General features: G+C 60.0%; 17 protein-coding genes and 1 pseudogene. 10 read left to right on the plus strand and 8 right to left on the minus strand.

The features are described from left to right. The 6 genes from QM600_RS05305 to QM600_RS05330 are packed head-to-tail and all read left to right on the plus strand — an operon-like array spanning position 1 to position 5,849. The gene (locus tag QM600_RS05305) at positions 1 to 258 is read left to right on the plus strand and encodes a HypC/HybG/HupF family hydrogenase formation chaperone (RefSeq protein WP_283260419.1); all 258 of its coding nucleotides are present in this window, start codon (positions 1 to 3) and stop codon (positions 256 to 258) included. Then, entirely contained in the window at positions 255 to 2,594 is a 2,340-nt protein-coding gene (hypF, locus tag QM600_RS05310; RefSeq protein ID WP_283260420.1) for a carbamoyltransferase HypF, read from the plus strand. The genes QM600_RS05305 and hypF overlap by 4 nt, the downstream gene beginning before the upstream one ends. Before the next feature lie 16 nt (positions 2,595 to 2,610). After that, a complete protein-coding gene (locus QM600_RS05315) occupies positions 2,611 to 2,928 on the plus strand; it encodes a HypC/HybG/HupF family hydrogenase formation chaperone (protein WP_283260421.1) in 318 nt (105 codons plus the stop codon). Further along, positions 2,925 to 4,037, plus strand: coding sequence for a hydrogenase formation protein HypD (gene hypD, locus QM600_RS05320; RefSeq protein ID WP_283260422.1), 1,113 nt, complete (start codon positions 2,925 to 2,927; stop codon positions 4,035 to 4,037). The genes QM600_RS05315 and hypD overlap by 4 nt, the downstream gene beginning before the upstream one ends. After that, positions 4,027 to 5,097 (plus strand): hydrogenase expression/formation protein HypE, encoded by a 1,071-nt coding sequence (gene hypE / locus QM600_RS05325; RefSeq protein WP_283260423.1) that lies wholly within the window; start codon positions 4,027 to 4,029, stop codon positions 5,095 to 5,097. The genes hypD and hypE overlap by 11 nt, the downstream gene beginning before the upstream one ends. Continuing rightward, positions 5,097 to 5,849, plus strand: a complete 753-nt coding sequence (locus QM600_RS05330; RefSeq protein ID WP_283260424.1) for a DUF6390 family protein — start codon at positions 5,097 to 5,099, stop codon at positions 5,847 to 5,849. Before hypE ends, QM600_RS05330 begins: the two co-directional genes overlap by 1 nt. Here QM600_RS05330 and QM600_RS05335 read toward each other — a convergent pair. Both QM600_RS05335 and QM600_RS05340 read right to left on the minus strand, forming a co-directional pair. Beyond that, positions 5,823 to 6,230 carry a Zn-ribbon domain-containing OB-fold protein gene (locus QM600_RS05335; RefSeq protein WP_283260425.1) on the minus strand — a complete coding sequence of 136 codons (408 nt, stop codon included), beginning with the start codon at positions 6,228 to 6,230 and terminating at the stop codon, positions 5,823 to 5,825. The two genes, QM600_RS05330 and QM600_RS05335, sit on opposite strands and share 27 nt — an antisense overlap. A 234-nt stretch (positions 6,231 to 6,464) precedes the next feature. Beyond that, positions 6,465 to 7,400, minus strand: coding sequence for a helix-turn-helix domain-containing protein (locus tag QM600_RS05340; RefSeq protein WP_283260426.1), 936 nt, complete (start codon positions 7,398 to 7,400; stop codon positions 6,465 to 6,467). Between the two features lie 139 nt (positions 7,401 to 7,539). On the opposite strand from QM600_RS05340, the gene QM600_RS05345 reads away from it, so the two are divergent. Continuing rightward, complete coding sequence (locus tag QM600_RS05345) at positions 7,540 to 7,707, plus strand: hypothetical protein (RefSeq protein ID WP_283260427.1); 168 nt, start codon at positions 7,540 to 7,542, stop codon at positions 7,705 to 7,707. Between the two features lie 204 nt (positions 7,708 to 7,911). Here QM600_RS05345 and QM600_RS05350 read toward each other — a convergent pair. Together QM600_RS05350 and adhP are read right to left on the minus strand one after the other, a co-directional pair. Further along, positions 7,912 to 8,253: pseudogene (locus QM600_RS05350) on the minus strand (HNH endonuclease); the annotation flags it as partial. A 175-nt stretch (positions 8,254 to 8,428) separates the two neighbouring features. Then, on the minus strand, positions 8,429 to 9,481 hold the full coding sequence (adhP, locus tag QM600_RS05355) for an alcohol dehydrogenase AdhP (protein WP_283260428.1): 1,053 nt from the start codon (positions 9,479 to 9,481) through the stop codon (positions 8,429 to 8,431). Between the two features lie 199 nt (positions 9,482 to 9,680). Between adhP and lplAB the strand changes: the two genes are divergently transcribed. Continuing rightward, the gene (gene lplAB / locus QM600_RS05360; RefSeq protein ID WP_283260429.1) at positions 9,681 to 10,730 is read left to right on the plus strand and encodes a lipoate-protein ligase LplAB; all 1,050 of its coding nucleotides are present in this window, start codon (positions 9,681 to 9,683) and stop codon (positions 10,728 to 10,730) included. Positions 10,731 to 10,750: 20 nt separating this feature from the next. Here the strand turns inward: lplAB and QM600_RS05365 are convergent, their stop codons facing one another. Both QM600_RS05365 and QM600_RS05370 read right to left on the minus strand, forming a co-directional pair. Next, the gene (locus tag QM600_RS05365; protein WP_283260430.1) at positions 10,751 to 11,914 is read right to left on the minus strand and encodes a hypothetical protein; all 1,164 of its coding nucleotides are present in this window, start codon (positions 11,912 to 11,914) and stop codon (positions 10,751 to 10,753) included. After that, a complete protein-coding gene (locus tag QM600_RS05370) occupies positions 11,914 to 12,840 on the minus strand; it encodes a metal-dependent hydrolase (RefSeq protein ID WP_283260431.1) in 927 nt (308 codons plus the stop codon). The genes QM600_RS05365 and QM600_RS05370 overlap by 1 nt, the downstream gene beginning before the upstream one ends. Before the next feature lie 275 nt (positions 12,841 to 13,115). On the opposite strand from QM600_RS05370, the gene QM600_RS05375 reads away from it, so the two are divergent. Further along, positions 13,116 to 13,736, plus strand: a complete 621-nt coding sequence (locus tag QM600_RS05375; protein ID WP_283260432.1) for a TetR/AcrR family transcriptional regulator — start codon at positions 13,116 to 13,118, stop codon at positions 13,734 to 13,736. On the opposite strand, the gene kstD is transcribed toward QM600_RS05375, so the two are convergent. Further along, positions 13,733 to 15,430, minus strand: coding sequence for a 3-oxosteroid 1-dehydrogenase (kstD, locus tag QM600_RS05380; RefSeq protein ID WP_283260433.1), 1,698 nt, complete (start codon positions 15,428 to 15,430; stop codon positions 13,733 to 13,735). The two genes, QM600_RS05375 and kstD, sit on opposite strands and share 4 nt — an antisense overlap. Next, a complete protein-coding gene (locus QM600_RS05385; protein ID WP_283260434.1) occupies positions 15,427 to 16,050 on the minus strand; it encodes a TetR/AcrR family transcriptional regulator in 624 nt (207 codons plus the stop codon). The genes kstD and QM600_RS05385 overlap by 4 nt, the downstream gene beginning before the upstream one ends. 311 nt (positions 16,051 to 16,361) lie before the next feature. Here QM600_RS05385 and QM600_RS05390 point away from each other — a divergent pair. Then, positions 16,362 to 21,677 (plus strand): non-ribosomal peptide synthetase (locus QM600_RS05390; RefSeq protein ID WP_283260435.1); only part of this gene is annotated, 5,316 nt, incomplete at its 3' end.

Below are 21,677 nucleotides of genomic sequence, written 5' to 3' on the forward strand. Positions count from 1 at the left end.
ATGTGCTTGGGGATCCCCGGACGGGTCGTGCGACTGCTGGACGGGTACGGCGGCCAACTTGCGCTCGTCGATGTCGAAGGAGTGGCGCGCAAGGTCAATATCGGAATGCTCGACAATAATTTCGTGTCCGCTGGTGACTGGGTGCTCATCCACATGGGTTTCGCGGTCGACAAGGTGGACGAGAATGGTGCGGCCGACGCGATGGCCGGACTGGAATTGATGGGCCGGGCTCGCACTGTGACGGAGGTCGACCCATGATCACCGCCAGCCGTCTTACCGTGCGTGGGGTGGTTCAGGGCGTCGGATTCCGGCCGTTCGTGTACTCCCTCGCAACAGAATTGGGGTTGGCAGGTTCGGTAGGCAACTCGACTCGCGGTGTGGTGATAGACCTCGAGGGACGGGATATCGACGTTGTCGAATTCGTGACGGCGCTCCGGGTGCGGCAACCGCCACTGGCCCGCATCGATTCGGTGGAATACGAACCCGCGCAGCCCTGCGGCCTGTCCGGATTTCGGATCGTCGAGACGGACACCAGTACCGTCGGGCAAACGCTGACGCCACCGGATGTAGCGACCTGCGACGACTGCCTGCGTGAGATGACCGACCCCGCGAACCGGCGGTTCCGTCATCCGTTCATCACGTGCACACATTGTGGCCCGCGCTTCACGATCATCACAGCGCTCCCGTACGACAGGTCCTCGACAACGATGCATCGCTTCCCGATGTGCGCGAATTGTGCGGCAGAGTACGCGGATCCGGCCGACCGCAGGTTTCACGCGCAGCCTATCGCGTGCCCCGATTGCGGACCGACCCTGTCGTTTGTCGAATCATCGGTTGTCAGTTCGTCGGGGGAGGGCGCAGTGCTGGGGGAGTCGGCAGTGCTGGGGGAGTGCGCGGTACGGAAAGCGAGGGAGTATCTGCGGGACGGAAAGATCATCGCGGTCAAAGGGATCGGTGGATACCACCTGGCTTGTGATGCTCGCAGTGAATCTGCGGTTCAGGAGTTGCGCGCCCGTAAGCGCCGGCGCAGCAAGCCTCTGGCCGTGATGGTGCGTGACCTGCCTGCCGCGAGCGAGTCGGCACAGCTAAGTGTTGCCGAGGCCACCGCGATTGTCGATCGGTCACGGCCCATTCTTCTCGTTCGGAAAGCGACGGAATACACCCTTGCGCCATCCGTGGCACCCGGTCTTCCCGACATCGGAATCATGCTGGCCTACAATCCGATTCAACACCTGCTACTCGGGTTGGCCGGGGATCCGATCGGTCCGCAGGCATTGGTGATGACGTCGGCAAATTTCGGCGGTGAGCCGATCATCTACGACGAGCGCGATCGGGACCGTTTGTTCGCTCTTGCCGACGGCATTCTCACCCATGACCGCCCGATTCGGATGCCGTGCGACGACAGCGTCCAGCGAGTGGTGGACGAGGAGTTGACGACGGTGCGGCGTTCACGTGGACATACGCCCTTGCCCATCGACCTACCCGCCATGCTGCCGTTCGATGTGCCCGCGACACTGGCAGTCGGCGCGGACCTGAAAAACACGTTCTGTCTGGCACACGGGGCCTCCGCGTGGTTGAGTCAGCACATCGGCGACATGGGCGATCTGGCGGTACTGGACAGCTTCGCAAACTCGGAGTCGCACTTCGAATCGCTCACCGGCGTAACGCCGATCCAGGTTGCCTGCGACGAACATCCAGGATATCGATCGTCGCAGTGGGCTCGGCGACATGCAGGGCCGCTACCGGTACGCGCAGTTCAACACCATCATGCGCACGTGGCTGCTGTCATGGGCGAGAATGGTTGTGACGGTGACGAACCCGTTCTCGGTCTGGCTTTTGACGGTACCGGATACGGCGTCGACGGTGCAGTGTGGGGCGGGGAGATATTGTTGGCGACATACAAGGGTTGTCAGCGTCTCGCGCACCTGAAATATGTGCCGTTGCCCGGCGGCGACATCGGCATCGAACGTCCTTACCGAATGGCGTTGTCACACTTGTGGAGTGCCGGAATCGACTGGGATCCGGATCTGCCGCCGGTTGCAGCCTGCCCCCCGCGGGAATTGGGAGTCCTGCGTCATCAACTCGAAACCGGATTCGGATGCTCCGACACGTCCAGTATGGGCCGGTTGTTCGACGCTGTTTCTTCCCTGATCGGAGTGCGTTACATCGCAGACTACGAGGCCCAGGCGGCGATTGAATTGGAGGGGATTTCCCGGGGAATCGATGTTGGTTCACAGTGTTACGTCTTCGATCGGATTGGTGAAGCGCACAGTGATTCCTGGGTCGGTGACCCCTCGTCGATGATTCGAGACGTGGTCCGGGACCATCGCGGCGGAGTGTCGGCCGGTGTTATCGGTGCTCGCTTTCACGAGGCTGTCGCTCAACTGGTGCTCGATTGGGCACTGCGGGGGCGTGAGCTTGCCGGTGTCGACGACGTTGTGTTGACCGGCGGGGTCTTCCAGAACCCCCTGCTGCTCTCCCGCTCGCGAATCCTGCTGCGAGAGGCTGGATTCACGCCGTTGACCAGCCGTGAACTGCCACCCAACGACGGAGGTCTCGCGTACGGCCAAGTGCTGGTGGCGAGTTCGTCATGAGATCAGGAGTTGTGCCATGTGCCTAGCAGTGCCGGGACGAATCGAATCCCTGGAGAATCGTGACGGAACACTGATGTCTGTCGTGAACTTCGGTGGGGTACGCAAAGAAGTGTGCTTGGAGTACATTCCGGGCGCAGCGGTCGGTGAATACGTGGTTGTGCATGTCGGTTTCGCCATTCAGCGGCTGGACGAGGAATCGGCAAAGCGCACCCTTGCGGAGTTCGAGCACCTCGGTGTCCTGGAAGAGGAATTCGGTGACGGATTCGCCCGTGCTGCCCGCGCCGCAGGCGTCCAACCTGATGTGGGTATCCAATCGAAGGAGAAGGAATCGTGAAGTATCTGGATGAGTTCTCCGACCCTGAGTTGGCGGGAAAACTGCTGGACCAGATCCGTACACTCGCCACCCGTCGGTGGGCGATCATGGAAGTGTGTGGAGGCCAGACACATTCGATCATCAGACACGGAATCGACCAATTGCTGCCGGAGCAGATCGAAATGATTCACGGACCGGGATGCCCAGTCTGTGTCACGCCGCTGGAAATCATCGACAAAGCCCTCGAGATTGCGGCCCGTCCGGACGTGATCTTCTGCTCGTTCGGAGACATGCTGCGGGTGCCCGGAAGCTCCTCGGACCTGTTTCGTATCAAAAGTGCCGGCGGTGATGTACGGGTGGTGTATTCACCCCTCGACGCCCTCACCATCGCGAAGGAGAATCCAGACCGCCAAGTCGTGTTCTTCGGTATCGGATTCGAAACCACAGCGCCGGCCAATGCCATGACCGTGTACCAGGCACACCGCTTGGGAATCAAGAACTTCTCACTGTTGGTTTCGCACGTCCTCGTCCCACCCGCAATGGCGGCGATCATGGATTCACCGGATTGCCGCGTGCAAGCATTTCTGGCGGCCGGCCACGTGTGCAGCGTCATGGGCACGTCCGAATATCCTTCTCTGGCCGAGAAATACAAGGTACCGATCGTTGTCACCGGATTCGAGCCGCTCGATCTGCTCGAAGGCATCCGCAAGACAGTGCTGCAATTGGAGACCGGCAGATACGAGGTGGAAAACGCCTATGCACGGGCCGTGACGGCCGAGGGGAATACCGCAGCCAAAGCGATGCTCGAGGACGTGTTCGCGGTCTCCGATCGAACGTGGCGAGGAATCGGCTCCATCCCCGACAGTGGTTGGCAACTGGCACCGAAATATGCGGAGTTCGATGCAGAACAACGATTCTCAGTCGCTCACATTCATACCGAGGAATCCACGGTGTGCCGATCGGGTGAAGTGCTCCAGGGTCTGATCAAGCCGCATGAATGCAGTGCGTTCGGCAAGCAGTGCACGCCGCGTAATCCCCTGGGGGCGACAATGGTTTCGTCCGAAGGTGCGTGCGCCGCCTACTACCTCTATCGACGCTTGGACTTGCAGGAGGTGGGTCATGCCGGCTGAAAAGGGTGCACTCGTAGACGCGTCGTCCTGGGTTTGCCCTCTGCCGCTACGCGATTCACCGAACATCGTCATGGGTCACGGCGGCGGCGGAGCGATGTCCGCGGAATTGATCGAGCATCTCTTCCTGCCGGCTTTCGGTGAGGCAGCCGACGCAGAACTGGGAGATTCGGCGCTGATCGATATCGGCGGCGTGCGCCTTGCCTTTTCGACGGACTCCTACGTCGTCAAGCCGATGGTGTTTCCCGGCGGAACAATCGGCGATCTTGCAGTCAACGGTACGGTGAACGATCTGGCGATGGCGGGTGCGCAACCACTGGCGATGTCGACGGCTTTTATCCTCGAGGAGGGCACCGCCCTCACCGACATTGCCGGGATCGCGTCGGCGTTGGGCAATGCCGCGCGCGTGGCCGGGGTTCGTTTGGTAACAGGCGATACCAAGGTGGTCGATGCTGGTCACGGTGACGGAGTGTTCATCAACACGGCTGGGATCGGCGTGGTGCCGGAGGGCGTGGATATCCGTCCGACGCGAGCTGCAGAGGGTGACGTGGTGATCGTCAGCGGGGACATCGGAGTGCACGGCGTTGCGGTGATGAGTTGCCGGGCCGGTCTTGAATTCGGAACCGAAGTGGAAAGTGACTGCGCCGCACTCAATGGCGTCGTCGCGGACATGATTGCGACGGGGGTCGACATTCACGTGCTTCGTGATCCGACTCGCGGCGGTGTGGCGGCCACGCTCAACGAGATCGCCCAGGCCTCGAACATCGGTGTCGCACTGGTGGAGCGCAGCCTTCCGATTCCGGCGGCAGTCCGTGACGCCTGCGGACTTCTGGGATTGGATCCTCTGTACGTGGCCAACGAAGGGAAACTTGTAGCGTTTGTTCCGCGAGAGGATGCCGACAGAATCCTGGAAGCGATGCGTGGCAACCCCCTAAGTAAAGGCGCGGCGGTGATCGGGGAGTGCGTAGCCGAGCATCGAGGAATGGTTGTCGCCCGGACGGCCCTTGGTGGAAACCGGGTAGTGGATCTTCCTGCCGGTGAGCAACTTCCGCGGATTTGCTGATGGCCGCGGTTGAAACTGCTGGGCCGGTCCTGTTCGCACGGTACGCGTATCCCCCCAACGAGTTGGGGTACTGCGGGCCGGATGATCCATCGGCATTGCTACGTCAGGCCGGCGGAGTTGCTACGAATCAGGATCGGGACCGGGCACAGCAGTTCGACGGCGCATGGCCGTACCTCGAGACGCTGGCACGGGGCGCCGGTATCGACGATCCGCTTGATCCGCGGGTGATCGAGGCTTATTGGGTTGGTAGCGATCTGCTTGGCGCAGTGGACCCGGGGAAGCTATTGCAGCACTTACGTAAAGAATTCGGGTTGCGCAACGACGTGGGTCTACTCGCCGATCTCGGAGGGCAAGATCACGCCCTCGCGCACCACAGTTTTCACGTATTCGTTGTGTATCCGTGGGTGAAGCTACTTCGTAAACACGGTGCGGTGCCCCTCTCCGTTCTCCAGAACTGCCGAGTCAGATGGGGTGAAGTGCAAGAAGTCGGTGAGCAACACGCTGTTGTGCGTTCCGCGCCAATCACATTCGACGGTGAGCGACTGGCGCGCGGCGCGCCGATGATCGAACGCGTGCGTTGGAACGTCGACGGAATGTCGCTGGCAGCCGTTCCGGTGCAAGGCGGATTGGTGACAATGCATTGGGATTGGTTGTGCGACAGCATCACAGCAGCGCAGTCCCTGGCATTAGACGGCGCTGAAGATTCAGCTCTCGAGATCGTGAACCTACGATTGAGCGAGCGCAGGCTGTAGGACTTGGCCTGACGAAACCACGAAGACGGGCAACTGCCCGGCGCTCCCAGTCGACGTATATTCGACTCGGACCCGACCGTCGGACGTTGTCGGAACCGTTCCGGTTACCCACGAGTACACCCAAGGGCCGTCGTCGAGTTCGACAATCGCGATCGTGAAGGGTTCGAGCTTGCTGAACAGATCGTCTACCTCGCGCTCGACCACCTTGAACGACACGATCGAACCGATGCCGCAGGACTCGACTGGTACGAACGCGGTGCCGTGACACCATGAGCACTCTGCCATTGTCGGTGCGAGCAAGGTTGCGCAGTTCGAGCAACGCAGGATCATGAGCGTGCATTGTGAATGCACACCTGCCCGGGTCAGGCCGTCGACGGTCATGTGCGTGGCTCCGTCAAAAGGGTGGTGTCGCCGAGGTGTAAGGGCTTGTAGATCATAGGGTTCCGCTTCCAGTTACGCGGACGAGTTCTGGTGAGGGTTGTTCCGGTCCGCTGCGTCTTTTTCTTCTACTGATCTTCTCAATCGCACCTTGGGTGGGTTTGATGCTCAGCGACATGTGCTTGAGGCTTGGCGACAGGTCTATCCGTCTTCTGCTGGTCTTCTTCTGGGGCGAGGTCAGTGACAACGGGCTCGAAACTGCGTGGGATTGACCCCGTACCGCGTTGTGAAGTTCCGACTGAATTGCGCGAGGTCGAAGTATCCGTAGCGGGCGATGATCGTCGAAATGCTCGAGTTCGGTTCGACCAACAGTGCATGGCGACTCTTCTCCATCCGTCGGCCCCGGATCCAGTTGGCCACGGTTTCTCCTTCTCGGGCAAACAGTCGGTGCAGAGTGCGTGTGGAGATGAAGAAGTGATCGGCGACGTGCTGTGGATCGAGTAGAGGGTCAGCAAGGTTCAGCTCGATGAAGTGGAGAACCCGTTTGGTCAGGCTTTGCGTCGAAGCGGTGATTTCGCGTTGTTCGAGACCCGCGGTGACGGCCATAGCAGCAAGTTCATCGGCGAAACGGATTCCACTGGCAGCGGAGACATCGCTACCCAAGTTCACGACATCGGTGAGAGCGTGAGCGAGAATCCCGCTGATTCCTGAGTTCCCGGGCAAGCGGAGAGCAGTAATCTGCTCGGATTCGAATCGCTCGAGGGCTATCGCTTCTCGCTGCCAGGTAAATACCAACAGCTTCCAATCGCCATCGAGTTGCCAGCGGAACGGACGCGCGGTCTCATAGACGGCAAAGTCGCCAACTTCCACGTTGCAGGATCGACCGTCCTGTATGAGGTGACCAGAGCCTTGGGTAACGAGTCCGATCTGAAAGAGTTCTGCAGGCTCGGCGGCAACCAGCCGTTTCGATCTGGTGAAGACTTGCGGCGCCGACGAGACCTCGGCGGCAGAAAGGTGTCCCAACTGTCGATTCCAGACAGTGCCGGTGAGCGGTTCCCGTAGTTCTGACGCTGTTTGAGGGGCAATATCGAGGGCCACGAACTTGGACCGGATCAGATCGATCCACTCGTCGATACTCCCCGCTGTCACGGGTTGGTTCGGATGTGTGGTCATCGGCGATTCTCGGGTGTGTGTGACAAGTCTGATCTTGGCTGGCGATGGGGCTGTGAAACCCCAGGGCTATTGCAGATATTACGCCGATCAGCTGGGCGACAGAGAGTAATCCGCGCGCACCAGTGAAAGAATTGGAGTCATGTTCCGTGATCGGCCGGCACGTGTCGACGGTGCGCTGGCGGTGTCCGCCGGGGCTTTCTCCGGGATCGCTGCCGGAGCGACGAGCGGAAGCGTGTGGGAAGGAATTATCACCGGGACGGCGATAGCGGCCGCATTTGTCTTGGCTAGGTTGCTGATCCGGGGGTGACGAACGGCGTTGGCGAGTGATCGCTAGATGTCGCGCGCGTTCGTGACTAGTTTGTGGACATCGAGCTCCATGTCGTCGAGACCGAAGCTGATGATGCGTTCGGGGTGGATGCGAATGGTCGGACCATCCAGACCACGAGAGTCAGCAGTGGCGGTGTCGATAGTTTCGGCGCGCCCGCGGATTTCGACGCACCGGACCCGCCGCGGCATGATCGACGGTGAGGTCACCGGCATCGAATTGCGCCGCGATATCGGGGAACGCTCGTAGCGCTGCCCCGAGGGTGGCGATCTTGTTTCCGGCCGCGTTCTGCAGCATCGTATTCGCAGCCAGCCAGCGACCGACACCGCGGTAACACAGCACCTGCTCGTCCGGATGACGCGCTAACTGGTCGACCGCAGCAACGCGGATCGCTTCCAGTCGAAGGATTTCCGCGGATGCGGTGACCGCAACGTCCCTCACCTCGCACGGACGTAACCGCCACAGCATGCCACGCACATTCACAGCAGAACCAGCCACGACATCGGCAACTACGGTATCGATACTCATCGGATCCCCCCATCCTTACCCCGAATTGTACTCGAACATACATTCGAGTCAAGGGGAAGTTTGGAGCGGAGATTTAGTAGGCTTTTCGAAAACCGTTGCAGCAAGCAACCTTCAGAGTGTTTGGATAGTGCACACTGTCTTGTCGGCGTGCAGTGACTGCCGGGATTTAGACCTGCTAGGTCGCTTCTCCATGGCGGCCTTCGGTGAAATCGAGGACGATTCGTCCATCGATCCGTCCGGACTCCATATCAGTGAAGACGTCGTTGATGTCCTCGAGCTTGCGGAGACTGTAAGTGGGCTGGATCAACCCTCGGGCGAAAAAGTCCACCGCTTCCGTCATGTCCTTACGGGTGCCGACAATCGATCCACGCACAGTCAGTCCGAATAGCACAGTGGTGAAAATGTCGAGTGGGAACTGCTCCGGTGGTAGTCCGACGAGTGAGACGGTACCGCCTCGTCGCAGGCTGGCGACTGCCTGTGGGAAGGCGTGCGCGTTGACGGCGGTGACAAGAGCGCCATGAACTCCGCCGTCGGTGTGGGCGTTGATGTCGGCAGCGGGATCCGCCACCGTCGCTGCGTTGACGGTGTATTCGGCCCCGTGTCGGGTGGCGAGTTCGAGTTTGACGTCGTCGATGTCGATGGCGACAACGCGCAGCCCCATCGCGACCGCGTACTGGACCGCGATATGTCCGAGACCGCCGATTCCGGAGATCAGAACCCACTGTCCTGGTCGGGTGTCGGTTTGTTTGAGGCCTTTGTAGACGGTGACGCCGGCGCACAGGATGGGGCCCACCGCAGATAGCTCGATGCCGGCGGGAATGATCGGGGCGTAGCGGGAATCGACCAGCATGTACTCGCCGAATGATCCGTCGACCGAGTAGCCGCCGTTCTCTTGGTTCGGGCACAAGGTTTCCCACCCGGTTTCGCAGTACTCGCATTCGCCACAGGCACTCCATAGCCAGGCGTTGCCAATTGTGTCACCGACGCTGATCCGGGTCACTGACGATCCGATTGCGACGACCTTTCCCACACCTTCGTGTCCTGGAATGAACGGTGGTGTCGGTTTCACTGGCCAATCACCGTGCGCGGCATGTAGATCGGTGTGGCAGACGCCCGAATATTCGACGTGTACCAACGCTTCGAACGGGCCGGGCTCGGGTATCTTGATGTTCTCGATTGTCAATGGTTCGGTGAACGATCGCACTACTGCAGCTTTCATGGTGCCCATAACTGCACTGCTCCTCACATCACTCGATTACTAGTGGCAGCGACATACGACGTCCGTCATGTATGTCCCTTTCATCATGGTCCTTCGGAGTCCGAAAGGTGGAGGTTCTCAGATGGCGGCGTGGTGAGGCTGATCCGTCGAGCATTGCCGCATCCCTGCCGGAATCCGAGGTGCTGAAGCACACCGATAGGCTGAGCAAATGCGTGGAGAGTACAAGGTTCCTGGTGGCAAGCTGGTAGCAGTCGACGTCGAGATCGAGGACGGGCAGCTGTCCCGAGTCGCGGTGTCGGGTGATTTCTTCCTCGAGCCCGACAGTGCTCTGGACGATATCAACGCGGCTTTGACCGGAATGCCGGCCGACGCGAATGCCGAACAACTCGCTGACGCGATTGCCGCGTCACTCGATGAGTCTGTTGCGATGATCGGGTTCACCCCGGAATCGGTCGGTATCGCGATCCGGCGCGCACTCGGTCACGCCACGAGTTGGGCGGACCACACCTTCGATGTCATCCCGCCGGTGGTGCTCGATCCCGCGATGCATGTCGCGTTGGACGAGGTCATTGCGCGCGAGGTCGCGTCCGGCGAGCGCCCGCCCACTTTGCGGTTTTGGGACTGGGATTCGCCGCTGGTAGTGATCGGCTCGTTCCAGTCCGTTCGGAACGAGGTGGACGTCGAAGCTGCTGCGCGGCACGGTATCGGCGTCGTACGGAGGATTTCCGGTGGTGGCGCCATGTTCATGGAGCCGGGCAACTGCATCACGTACTCGCTGGCTGTGCCGGCGTCGTTGGTGGAGGGGCTGAGTTTCGAGAGGTCCTACGCGTTCCTCGACCAGTGGGTGATGGGTGCGCTCGCCGACGTCGGGATAAACGCACGGTATGTGCCACTCAACGACATCGCTTCGGACAAGGGCAAGATTGCCGGCGCTGCGCAGAAGCGGTTCGCTTCGGGCACAGTGCTGCATCACGTGACGATGGCCTATGACATCGACGCAGAGAAGATGACGCAGGTTCTGCGGATCGGCCGGGAAAAGATGTCGGACAAGGGCACCAAGAGCGCCGCGAAAAGGGTTGACCCACTCCGCTCGCAGACCGGTATGACCCGCGCCGCGATCCTGACTGCATTCTTAGACCACTTCCGGGCCCAGTACGACACTCACGACAGTGATTACACCGACGCCGAATTGGCACAGGCACGCGAGTTGGTAGAGACCAAGTTCAGCACCGAGAAGTGGACGCACCGCGTGCCGTGAGGCGCGTCCACTTGCATCGGTTAACTCGTGCCAACCACTGATGATTCCTCAGCGGCAGGTGTGTTGCTCTCGTCGGACTTTCTATTCGGCACAGTGAATGTTGCTGCAACGCAGAGTATTGCGATGGCGAAGCATGCCAGCGTGTACCAGAGATTTCCGATGGGATCGCCGGCACTGGTGGAACCGTCGACGGCACCGAAGAAGTCAGGCAACGCGGTCGCCCAGAGTATGGCCATGATTGCCAGGTAAACGGCGGCGTAGTACCGGACAAAATTGTTTGTGTAGGAGGGAACATCCGTCGACGGTTCCGTGCGCAACCGCATCCACTGTCGGACTAGAACTGCGATCGCGACGATAGTGAGGATGACAAGTTCGGCTGCGTAGAGGATCCCGCGGATAGTGTCACTTCCGGCTCCGAAGACTGTTGCCGGAATCGGCAGAATGAATGTGCCGACCGATGCCAAAATTCCGATCACCAGTGTGCGCCAAACTAATTGGAGTCCGGAGAAATGCTTACCCGCATCGACGTGACGACCGACGAAGAACTGGACGCAGAATGCCAGCGACATCGGCCACAGTGCAGCGAAAACGACCACGCTCGGTAGTGGGACCGAGTCGAACATCGGTTGGTTGATCGGGTTGTCGGTCGACCATTCCCACCAACGAAGTTGTGGACCGAGGTGGTCGAAGATTTCGTAGAAGGCGTGGTGCACGAATCCGGCACAGACTGCGCCGACGAGCACACCGTACCGTCGGAAAATCCCCAGCATCTTCACGATTTCGAAGGCGATCGTGGCCATCAGTGGGTAAATGGCGATGATGTACAGGGGGAGTCGACCCCACAGGAAATCGACGGTGAATACGTTGTGCGCGAACATCGTGTCCACATGCTTTTCGATGCCGAATGCCGCGGGAAAGTACAGCGGTGGTTCGATGATGAAAAGGTATGCAGTGGCACCGAACCAGAGCACCAGGTTGGTGGGATCACCGTTGCGGCGCAGACGCACGATTGCTAGTACGAGCGCAAGTACGGAGCCGATGATGATGGTCCATTCGAGGATCGGCAGAGTCCAGTTCTCGAGTCCGAGGGGATTTCGGAATTCGACGAGTCCGCCGGCTTCGTCGCAGGAAAACCCGAGCTCCGTCGCAAGTTGACTGAAGGTGGGCGAACACAGATCAGCCATCATTTCACCTCGGCATCGGCGGTGTACCAGCGTGTGACGTCGTAGCCGGCGTCGAATCGCTTGAACCACACGTCGGCGAGTGCGGGGAGCTTCTCGTGGGCAGGGTTGTGCTTGGGCAGTTGGCTGCGGACGACGCCTCGCAGTGCGGTGAGTTGTTCTCTGAGAGGGAGAACGTCGAATGCTCGCGACATCGGGCCGTTGTACTCCTCTTGAAGCATCGGGAGTCGCTTACGGAGGAACTGCATGTTGCGGTACGAGGCGAACATTGCCATGGCGTCGACCTGTCGATCTTCAAGGGGGACATGCTTGTTGAAGCCGAGGCATGCCAACCTGATGACCTTCATGACGTGCCGGAAGATCGATGGGGCCATGCGCATCCGGTAGAGATCGCTTCCGACGACGGATTCGAAGATGATGAGAGCGGAACTGCGGTGCTCCACTTCCTCGACGAAGTGCCAGATGAACAGTGACGCGACCCGGTCGTCTCCCGGCTGGAACAGAGTCGAGTCATTGTCGAGCATCAGCTTGAACACCGACGTGAAGGTTGCTTCCAAGTCTGCGGTGTAGGCGAGCCGGTAGTTCACCGAAGTCTCGGTAGTGAGCTTGTCGAATTCTCCGATTACTTCGTCGAGTGTCTCCTGCAATCCCGGGAAGCTCTTGATCAGTCCCTTGACGTGTTGGCGATGCGCCGTCGAATGCTGCCCCTCCTGACGCATGAAGGCGTCGGCTTCCTCGGCAACGGCAGGATCGGTGAGCAGCGGCTTCGCCTGAAGAATCAGCTTCACGATCATCTTCTCGAAGCCGATCGCAAGGAAGGAGACCGCGTTGGCCATGCTCGAGAATGCCGGATTCTCTTCGTTCCAGAGGAACGGGACGTCGTAGTCTGCGAATGCGAAATTCATCTTTCGGACTTGAAGGTCGGTCACTTTCGAAACCTCGTCTTTCGGAAGGGGCAGGTTCGGTGGCCGCGTTTGGACGCTCCGAAGCCACAGTGACAGCAATCATACGCAGATCGACTCTTGTGTATGTTCACATTCGGCAACAGAGTTTCGAATTGCCATTTCCCGAGGCGGGGTAGGCGCTGTGTTAGCCTGTGGCTCTTGTAATCCGGATAGTCTGCGAGCTTTCCCAAATCAGGTTTTCAGCGCGAGTTCGGCGCGCGACAGCATGATTCGAGCATGGTTCGGGCGAGGAAGCGACAGTGGCACGAAGGCGTGGGTGGGGCGGCAACCCGCCGGACAGCGACGAAGAAGCGACTCGTCGAATTGTCGACACAGCAGTCGATCTCATCGGACAAACGGGTTCGGCAATCAACATCGCGGACGTTGCGGAGTCGCTGGGCGTAATCCGTCAGACGGTCTATCGGTACTTCCCCAGCGCCGACGCCCTGATGAGGGCGGCAGCAATCGCGTCGGTCGACGGTTTTCTCGATCGACTGACCCAGCACGTGGCCGGCATCGAAGATCCTGTCGACGCGATGACCGAAGGAGTGGTGTACACACTCGCCGAGGTCCGCAGAACGCCGCATCTCGGCATTCTGCTCACGGGAACCTACTCGAGCCTCCACCCCGACGGCATCACCTCCGACGAGGCGCAGGCCTTCGGAATCATGATGATCAGCCGTTTCGACGTCGATTGGGAGCGTTACGGATACGACGACGCGTCACTTCGCGAACTCGTCGAATTTGTCCTCCGGACCATGCAGTCGTTCTTCGTATCGCCGGGTAGTCCGCCGCGTAGCGACGACGAACTGCGCCGGTATCTGCGCCGCTGGATGGGAACCGCGATTATCGCTCAAAAGGGTCCGCCTGCAAGCCTTTAGGCGTGAGCTAATTTCCCTGAGGCATCGAGGGCGGCAAGGTAGCCGAACACGATTGCGGGGCCGATAGTTGCGCCTGGCCCGGCATAGGTATGGCCCATCACCGGCGAACTTGTGTTGCCGGCCGCGTAGAGCCCCTCGATGACGGTTCCGTCGTCACGCAAAGCGCGAGCCTGGCTGTCGGTATTGATCCCGCCTTTGGTGCCGAGGTCGCCGGGCACCATCTTGGCCGCATAGAACGGTCCTTTGGTCAGTTCGCCGAGGCTGGGGTTGGGCTTGTTGGTGATGTCACCGTAGTAGTGGTCGTATGCGCTTGCACCACGGCCGAAGTCGGGATCGGTACCGCTGCATGCATGGCCGTTGAATCGGTTGATCGTTGCCGTGAGCGCTGTCTCGGGTACGCCGATTTCGAGGGCGAGTTCGGAAATTGTTTCAGCGGTAACGATTGTGCCGGATGCCAGCCACGAGCGTGGCATCGGACTGCGCGCGGGAATGCCAGCAAATAGGTATCTGTCACGGTAGGTCTGGTCGAAGATCAGCCAGGCCGGGATGTTCTCGGCCGGTCCGTCGCCACGGCCGAATTTTCCACCGAACATCGCGTGTGTGGCCTCGACGTAGGGGAGTGACTCGTTCATGAAACGCTGACCTCTGTCGTTGACCATGACGCTGCGCGGCAGCGAGCGTTCCGCGAGCGCAAACCACGGTCCCTTCGGGAGAGGTATGGACGGTGCCCACCATGCGTCGTCCATGTACGAGATTGCGGCACCTTGCTGGACTGCAGCAGTGATGCCGTCGCCGGTGTTCGTCGGTGCACCAAGTGTCCATTCGGCGCTGCTCGGTTGACGCTGGTACTTGGTTCGCATCTCGTTATTGTTGTCGAATCCACCGCACGCCAGGACGACGCCGTGTCGAGCGTGCATGGTTGTATGAACGCCTCCGCTTTCGAGGTTTACGCCGACAATGCGGTCATTGGCGGTGATCAGATCCAGCATTGCAGTATTGAGCAGTACCGGTACACCTGCCGCCCGGACGCCGATCATCAGTTCCGACATAAGTGCGGACCCCAGTCCGATCAGCTTCTTTCGTCGCAGCTTTCCGACCACTGTTCGAGCGCCCACCTGGAGCATGCGCGCAGGGCCTCTCCAGTGGCGAAGTCCGGTGCTCAGCCACCGATAATCCGACTGCTTGACGACGACGTTGAGTGGAGTTTTCATGTACGACGGATGCAGAGTGGCGAGATCGTCGCCCAGTGCTCGCGCATCGAAAGGTAAAGGCTCACAGGAGCGTCCGGAAGCGCGACCGCCGGGAGCTTCGGGAAAGTAGTCGGAATATCCCTTTACCCATTCGAGCTTCAAGGCAGAATTGCGAATGAGAAAGTCGAGTGCTTCGTGGCCTCGGTCGATGTAGGTGTCGATGCGTTCGGTATCAGCGTCGTCGCCGACGATACTGTTGAGATACTCTCGCGCAGAATCGAGTTCATCGGCCGGCGCCTGTTGGCGGAGTACCGAATTTCCCGGGATCCAGACTCCGCCGCCGGACCGCGCGGACGAGCCGCCCCAGTACTGCGACTTCTCGACAATGACTGTCGAGAGGCCGTTGCAGGCGGCGGTGATGGCTGCGGACATGCCGGCGGCGCCGGATCCGACAACGATCAGATCGACTTCGGTGGGGATCGGGCCATTTGGGATCGGGTTCATCGAGCGTCGTATCCTTCCGGGTCTTGGGCGTTCGTTGTGCGCCAACGGGTATCGAGAACGGCGTCGAGTGCACCCTCGACACAAACGGGCAGGGACGCTTCTCGCTTCTGAGGACTCCGAATCCACTGGCGATATCCGAACTCTGCTGCGGCCAACATCAGGTGAACGAGAAGGCCTGGGCGACTGTCACTTTCAGGATCGCACTGCATTCGTTGGGCCACGAGCTCGACGAATCGGTCGCGATGCTCCGGTGCGATCAAAGCGACACGATCCATCAGGTGTGGGGCCGTCCGAAAGGCTGCGCGCCAGTGCTCTACCTCGGCGGATTCGAGAGTGCTGGACCGTTCCAGGATTGCCCTCGACACGGCGAGGTCTGCGGGTTCCGATTCGGGCCGAGCCTCGAGGAGTGCCACAATTCCTGCGCCACCTTGCCGCACTGGATCCAGGAGGAGGTCTTCCTTGTTGCGAACGTGCCGGAAGTACGTACTCGCGGAGACTCCGGCTTCGGACGCAATTTGGTCAGTGGTGACGTTCTCGAATCCGTCTCGCGCGAACAGGGTTAGTGCCGCTCGTTGGATCTCTGCTCGCACTTGCAAGCGTTGCCTTGCGCGCAATGACATCGGGTAGCACCCCTTCGTAGTAGTTCGAACCTGTTGAATCTTGCCGACTAATGACAGCTTCACTTAATATGACAGTTACTGTCAAGAAGCAATTTTATGTCACATTGGTCGACTTTCGAGTCTTCATGATGCGTGTATGTCCTGATTTTGGGTACGCGTTCTGATGAGGGGCGGGTTCCGCCTCTCATCGATGTGAGTACAGATTTGTCAGGCGGCCATGTTTCCCCCGGTCGCGCGACCTACAGGGCGGGACCGTGGTGGAACCTATCGACGTCAGGAAGTCCATATCCGGTCGAGCGGAGCGAGGGGAGGTGGTGCTACAGCACACATCCGGCGCTGAGTATTTTCCGTTGTCTGCAGCGCAACGAGCGACCTGGTTCGCGCAACAATTTCAACCCGACATACCGATTTCGATCGCGCACTACGTCGAGTTACGCGGAGAACTCGACGTCGAGTTGTTGCGAAAGGAAACTGTTGCGGTCGCGCGCGAGTTCGAGTCGCCGTTGCTCAGGGTGGTCGAGGTTGACGGCCACCCGATGCAGTACGTGGACGACACCATCGATATTCCAGTCGACGTCATCGACTTTCGTGGCGAGGCCGACCCGGTTGCCGCTGCGCACGAACTGATGAATCGGGACTACCAGAGGCAACTCGATCTCGGAGTCGATCGACTGGTCGAAACTTCGATCCTGTGCGTTGGAGCGTCGCATTACCTGTGGTACAGCCGCATCCATCACGTCGCGCTCGACGGATACGGTGCCATGACGATGATGAACCGCATCGCACACCGCTATTCGGCTGCGGTCGCCGGCTGTGAACCGGATTCAAGTTATGCTGCTACCCAGCGTGAACTGTACGAGATCGACTCCCGCTATCGATCGTCGGATCGGTATGCAGCAGATCGGGAGTATTGGGCGGCGCGAACTTCGGCTGTCGAAGGATCGACCCTTTCCGACGTGTCGGGGCCCGCTCTGGCAAGGAGCAGAGTCGAAAGTGCCTTGCTCTCCGGCACGGCGTGTGTCGGGCTCGAGGAATCCGAGCGGCAGGCAGCAACGGTCGTCGCCGCCATGGCCTGCTATCTGTCGCGAATGACATCCAAAACCACTGTACTGGTAAATGTTCCGCTTCTCGGACGAACAACGTCAACGCTGCGCAAATCCGGCGGCATGATGGTCAACGTTGCGCCGCTGGCGATTTCGGTTGACGAAGGGGATACAGTCTCCGAACTCGTGTCTTCGGTTCAGCAAGAACTGATGGGTGCGTTGCGGCATCAGCGGTGCAGTCTGGACGACATCCGTCGCGATCTCGGTAGCAGTGGGGACGGATTGTCCGGACCCATGGTCAACGTCATGCTATTTCGGCAAAACATTGCTCTGGGCTCCATAGTGGGCGAGTACCACATCGTCACGTCCGGTCCGGTCGAAGATCTCCTGGTCAACGTGTACCCGAGCGGCACGCAAGCAGAGATTTTCGTCGACTTCCGAGCCAATCCGAATCGGTACACGGACTCCGTGCTGCGGACGCACCACACGCAATTCGTCGAATTGTTGGAAGAGTTCATTGCGTCAGACCTGGACTCCAGGCTCGACACAATTCACCGGGCGACCGCTCTCGAGGGCGAGCGACGGCGTCGAGTAGTTGACCAACTCGAATATTGGAAGAATCAGCTTTCGGGGATGCCCGAGCTGCTGAAATTGCCGTCCGATCGGGCTCGGCCGGCCTCGCAATCCCTGCGATCTGAGGGCGTCGAAGTCCTGATTGGCACTGATACCCACCGCAGAGTGATCGAAGTGGCCTCAGAGCACGGCGCCACTAGTTTCGCGGTTCTGCATGCGGCTTTCGCCGTGCTGCTGAGCAGGCTTTCGGGTACATCCGACGTGGTGGTTGGAACCGCGGTCTCCGGGCCCGCGAACATCGTTGTGCTGCGGACCCGCGTTGAGACGGAAATGTCCTTCACGCATCTCCTGTGTCTGGTTCGGGACATCAATGCGGAGGCCTTCGATCACAGCGGGGTTCCGTTCGGGGAGTTGGTTCGGTCACTCGAGGTGGGCGATTCGCCGGCATATTCCCCGATCGTTCAGGTGATGTTCGAGGATCACGAAGGGACAGAGCGTATAGGGGACAACGGAATCGGACGGTTCGACCTTCGGGCGACCGCGTCGCAAGCCTTCGATGCAGGCGGCAACCCTTCCGGTATCACGGTGAAACTCGGGTTCGCGACAGATCTGTTCGACGTGGAGACTGTTCGTGGTCTCGGGACGAGATTTCGCCGCATTCTTGAGGCGGTCACGATCACCCCCGGTGTGGGGGTAGGCGACATCGATATCCTCGTCGATGCCGAACGTCACACTCTCGTTCCGGTTCAGGGCGCAGTGGCCAGTTCGGAACGCACGCTACCGGAACTGTTCGACGCGGCAGTACAAGCGAATCCCGACGGCATTGCCCTCTCGTCTTGCGGTGTCGGGTTGACCTATCGCGAAGTGGACGAGCGTTCGAACCAGCTTGCGCGAGTATTGGCAGCGCAGGGCATTGGCACGGAAAACTTTGTAGCACTGGGGATTGCACGCTCAATCGAGTCAGTCCTGTCGATGCTGGCAATAGCCAAGACTGGCGCGGCATTTGTACCGGTGGATCCGAGTTATCCCGCAGGCCGGATCCAGCACATGTTGGATGATTCCGGCGCCGCTGCGGGTGTGACTGTGTCTGCTGATCGTTCGCGACTGCCGAATTCGATTCCGTGGCTGGTGCTCGACGACCCCGAGCTTCGGACGAAGTGTTCGACGGAAGCAGTGTCAGCGGTTACCGACGCTGAACGTATCCGGCCGCTCCGCCTGGATAATCCCGCCTACGTGATTTACACGTCCGGTTCCACGGGCAGGCCCAAAGGCGTGCCGGTCACCCATAGAGGACTGGCTAGCTTTGCTGCCGAGCTACTTTCACGCTTCGGGGCGACGCAAGACTCGCGGACCCTGCATTTTTCCACTCCGAGTTTCGATGCGTCGGTGTCCGAGTATCTGTTTGCCTTCGGAGCCGGAGCGACGATGGTGATTGTTCCGCCCACGATCTACGGTGGGGAAGAGTTGTCCCGGTTTCTGAGAACTGAGCGCGTCACGCACGGATTTATTACCACTGCTGCGCTCGGAACTGTTGAACCGGAAGGACTTTCCGAGTTGCAGAACGTGATATTCGGCGGTGAGGCGTGCCCGCCGGAGTTGGTGAAGCGATGGGCGCCGGGTCGGAGATTGTGTAATGCCTACGGGCCGACCGAGGCAACCATCATGGCGAACATCAGTGAACCGATGTCGCCGGCGGCCGCGATCAGCTTGGGTGGACCGTTGCGAGGATTCTGCGAGGTAGTTCTCGACGCACGGTTACAGGCGGTACCAGTCGGAGTAGCTGGGGAATTGTACGTCGCGGGTGAAGCACTGGCTCGCGGGTATCACGGCAAACCTGTGTTGACGGCAGAACGCTTCGTAGCCAACCCCTTTGGCAGCCCAGGTGAGCTGATGTATCGAACCGGGGATGTGGTGCGCTGGAGAACCGATCGCACACTCGCGTACGTGGGCCGCAGTGACTTTCAGGTGAAGGTACGCGGATTCCGAATCGAATTGGGCGAGATCGATACCGTCCTCCACACTCATCCACACGTGAGGACAGCGTTGACGATGTCGCGGCCAGGGCCGTCGGGCGATACGGCGCTTGTGTCGTACGTCGTGCCGGTGGCTGGGCACGTGCTCGCGACTGCCGAGTTAATGGACTATGCCGTACATCAATTGCCCACGTACATGATTCCGGCCGCGATCGTTGTACTGGACGAGATGCCGATAACGGCGGTGGGGAAACTCGATCGTGCAGCGTTGCCGGCGCCGCAATTCGGCTCGTCGGAGGCGGAGTTCCGCGCCCCGACAGGCCCTGTCGAGCAGACAGTTGCGCAGGTATTGGCCGACGTACTGGGCGTGACTAGAATTGGCCGGGGCGACAGCTTCTTCGACCTCGGAGGAAACTCGCTGGTCGCAACCAGGGTGATTGCGCGACTCAATCGGGCTCTCGGCGCTGACCTCGGTGTCCGGACGCTGTTCGAAGCACCGACGGTGGAGACACTGGCAGAGCAGATCGGGCAAGCCGCGATGTGGCACCCCGACCGGCCAGTTCTGACAGCACGATCACGTCCCGGCATAATCCCGGTTTCGCCCGCGCAGCAGCGTATCTGGTTCATCAACCAGTTCGACACCTCCTCGTCGGCTTACAACATCCCGATGGCGGTGCGCCTGTCCGGCGATCTCGATGTGGAGGCGCTCCGGGCGGCACTGGGTGATGTCATCGAACGGCATGAGTCGCTTCGGACTGTCTATCCGGCATCTCCAGACGGCCCTCATCAGGTGATCGTTCCGTCGGCCCCGGTGGTTCCGGACCTGACACCGCAGGATTGCAGCGATGTTGAAGCGTCGATCGCCGAGTTCGCTTCCCAGGGTTTTGATGTGAGCAAGACTGTGCCTGTGCGGGGCGTTCTGTTCCGGACCGGACCGGACGAGCACGTCCTCATGCTGGTGGTTCACCATATTTCGGCCGACGGAGCGTCGCTGGCACCACTCGCTCGCGATCTGGCAATCGCCTACGACGCGCGGGTTCAGGGGCAGTCGCCAGACTGGAATCCGCTCACTGTGCAATATGCCGATTTCAGTCTGTGGCAGACGGAAATTCTTGGTAGCGGACAGGATCCCGACAGCATCATGTCAGCGCAGTTGGACTACTGGAAGTCGGCATTGTCAGACTTCCCCGGGCCGATCGATCTTCCCCTGGATCGGCCGCGGCCCCGGGAGCGTTCGTTGCAAGGCGGGATCGTCAAGTTTTCGGTATCTCCGGCGTTGCATCGGGACCTGCTCGCGCTTGCACGGCAACACAACTCCACAATGTTCATAGTTATGCATGCAGCACTGGTGGTATTGGTTGCGCGTGTGAGTGGGTCCACGGACATCACCATCGGGACGCCGATCGGAGGACGCGGGGAGGAGGCTCTCGACGATCTGGTCGGGATGTTTGTCAACACACTGGTGCTGCGGACGGCCGTCGACCCGGGCGCGACCTTCGCCCAGACGCTGTCCGAGGCACGGAAGGTTGACCTGGAAGCATTCGGCCACACCGAGCTGCCGTTCGAGAGAGTGGTAGAAGTGCTCTCACCGGATCGCTCGACCTCACACTCTCCGCTGTTTCAGATCCTGCTGGAGTTTCAGAACACCGTCGCCCCCAATCTGGAATTGCCGGGACTGACGGTGGAGGTGGTTGACGTTGATGCCGGAGTGTCCAAGTTCGATCTGCAGTTGGCGCTTGCGGAGCGCTACGACGAGTTGGGTGCTGCGGACGGTATCTCCGGATCGTTCACTTTCGCGTCCGACGTGTTCGATGGGCCGACAGTGACGAAATTCGGGGAGAGATTCATTCGGATTCTGGAAGATGTTGTTGCGGAACCGGATAGGGCTATCGGCGATATCGAGGTGTTCGTTTCGGGTGAGCGGGAGTTGGTTCTCGAGTCGTGGAATTCGACTGACCATCTGTTGCCGGGTGTGACGTTGGTTGATGTGTTTGATGCTCAGGTGGCGCGGACTCCGGGTGCTGTTGCGGTGGTGTTC

This window comes from Rhodococcus sp. IEGM 1379 (genome assembly GCF_030056815.1).
Classification (GTDB): Bacteria; Actinomycetota; Actinomycetes; order Mycobacteriales; family Mycobacteriaceae; genus Rhodococcus_F.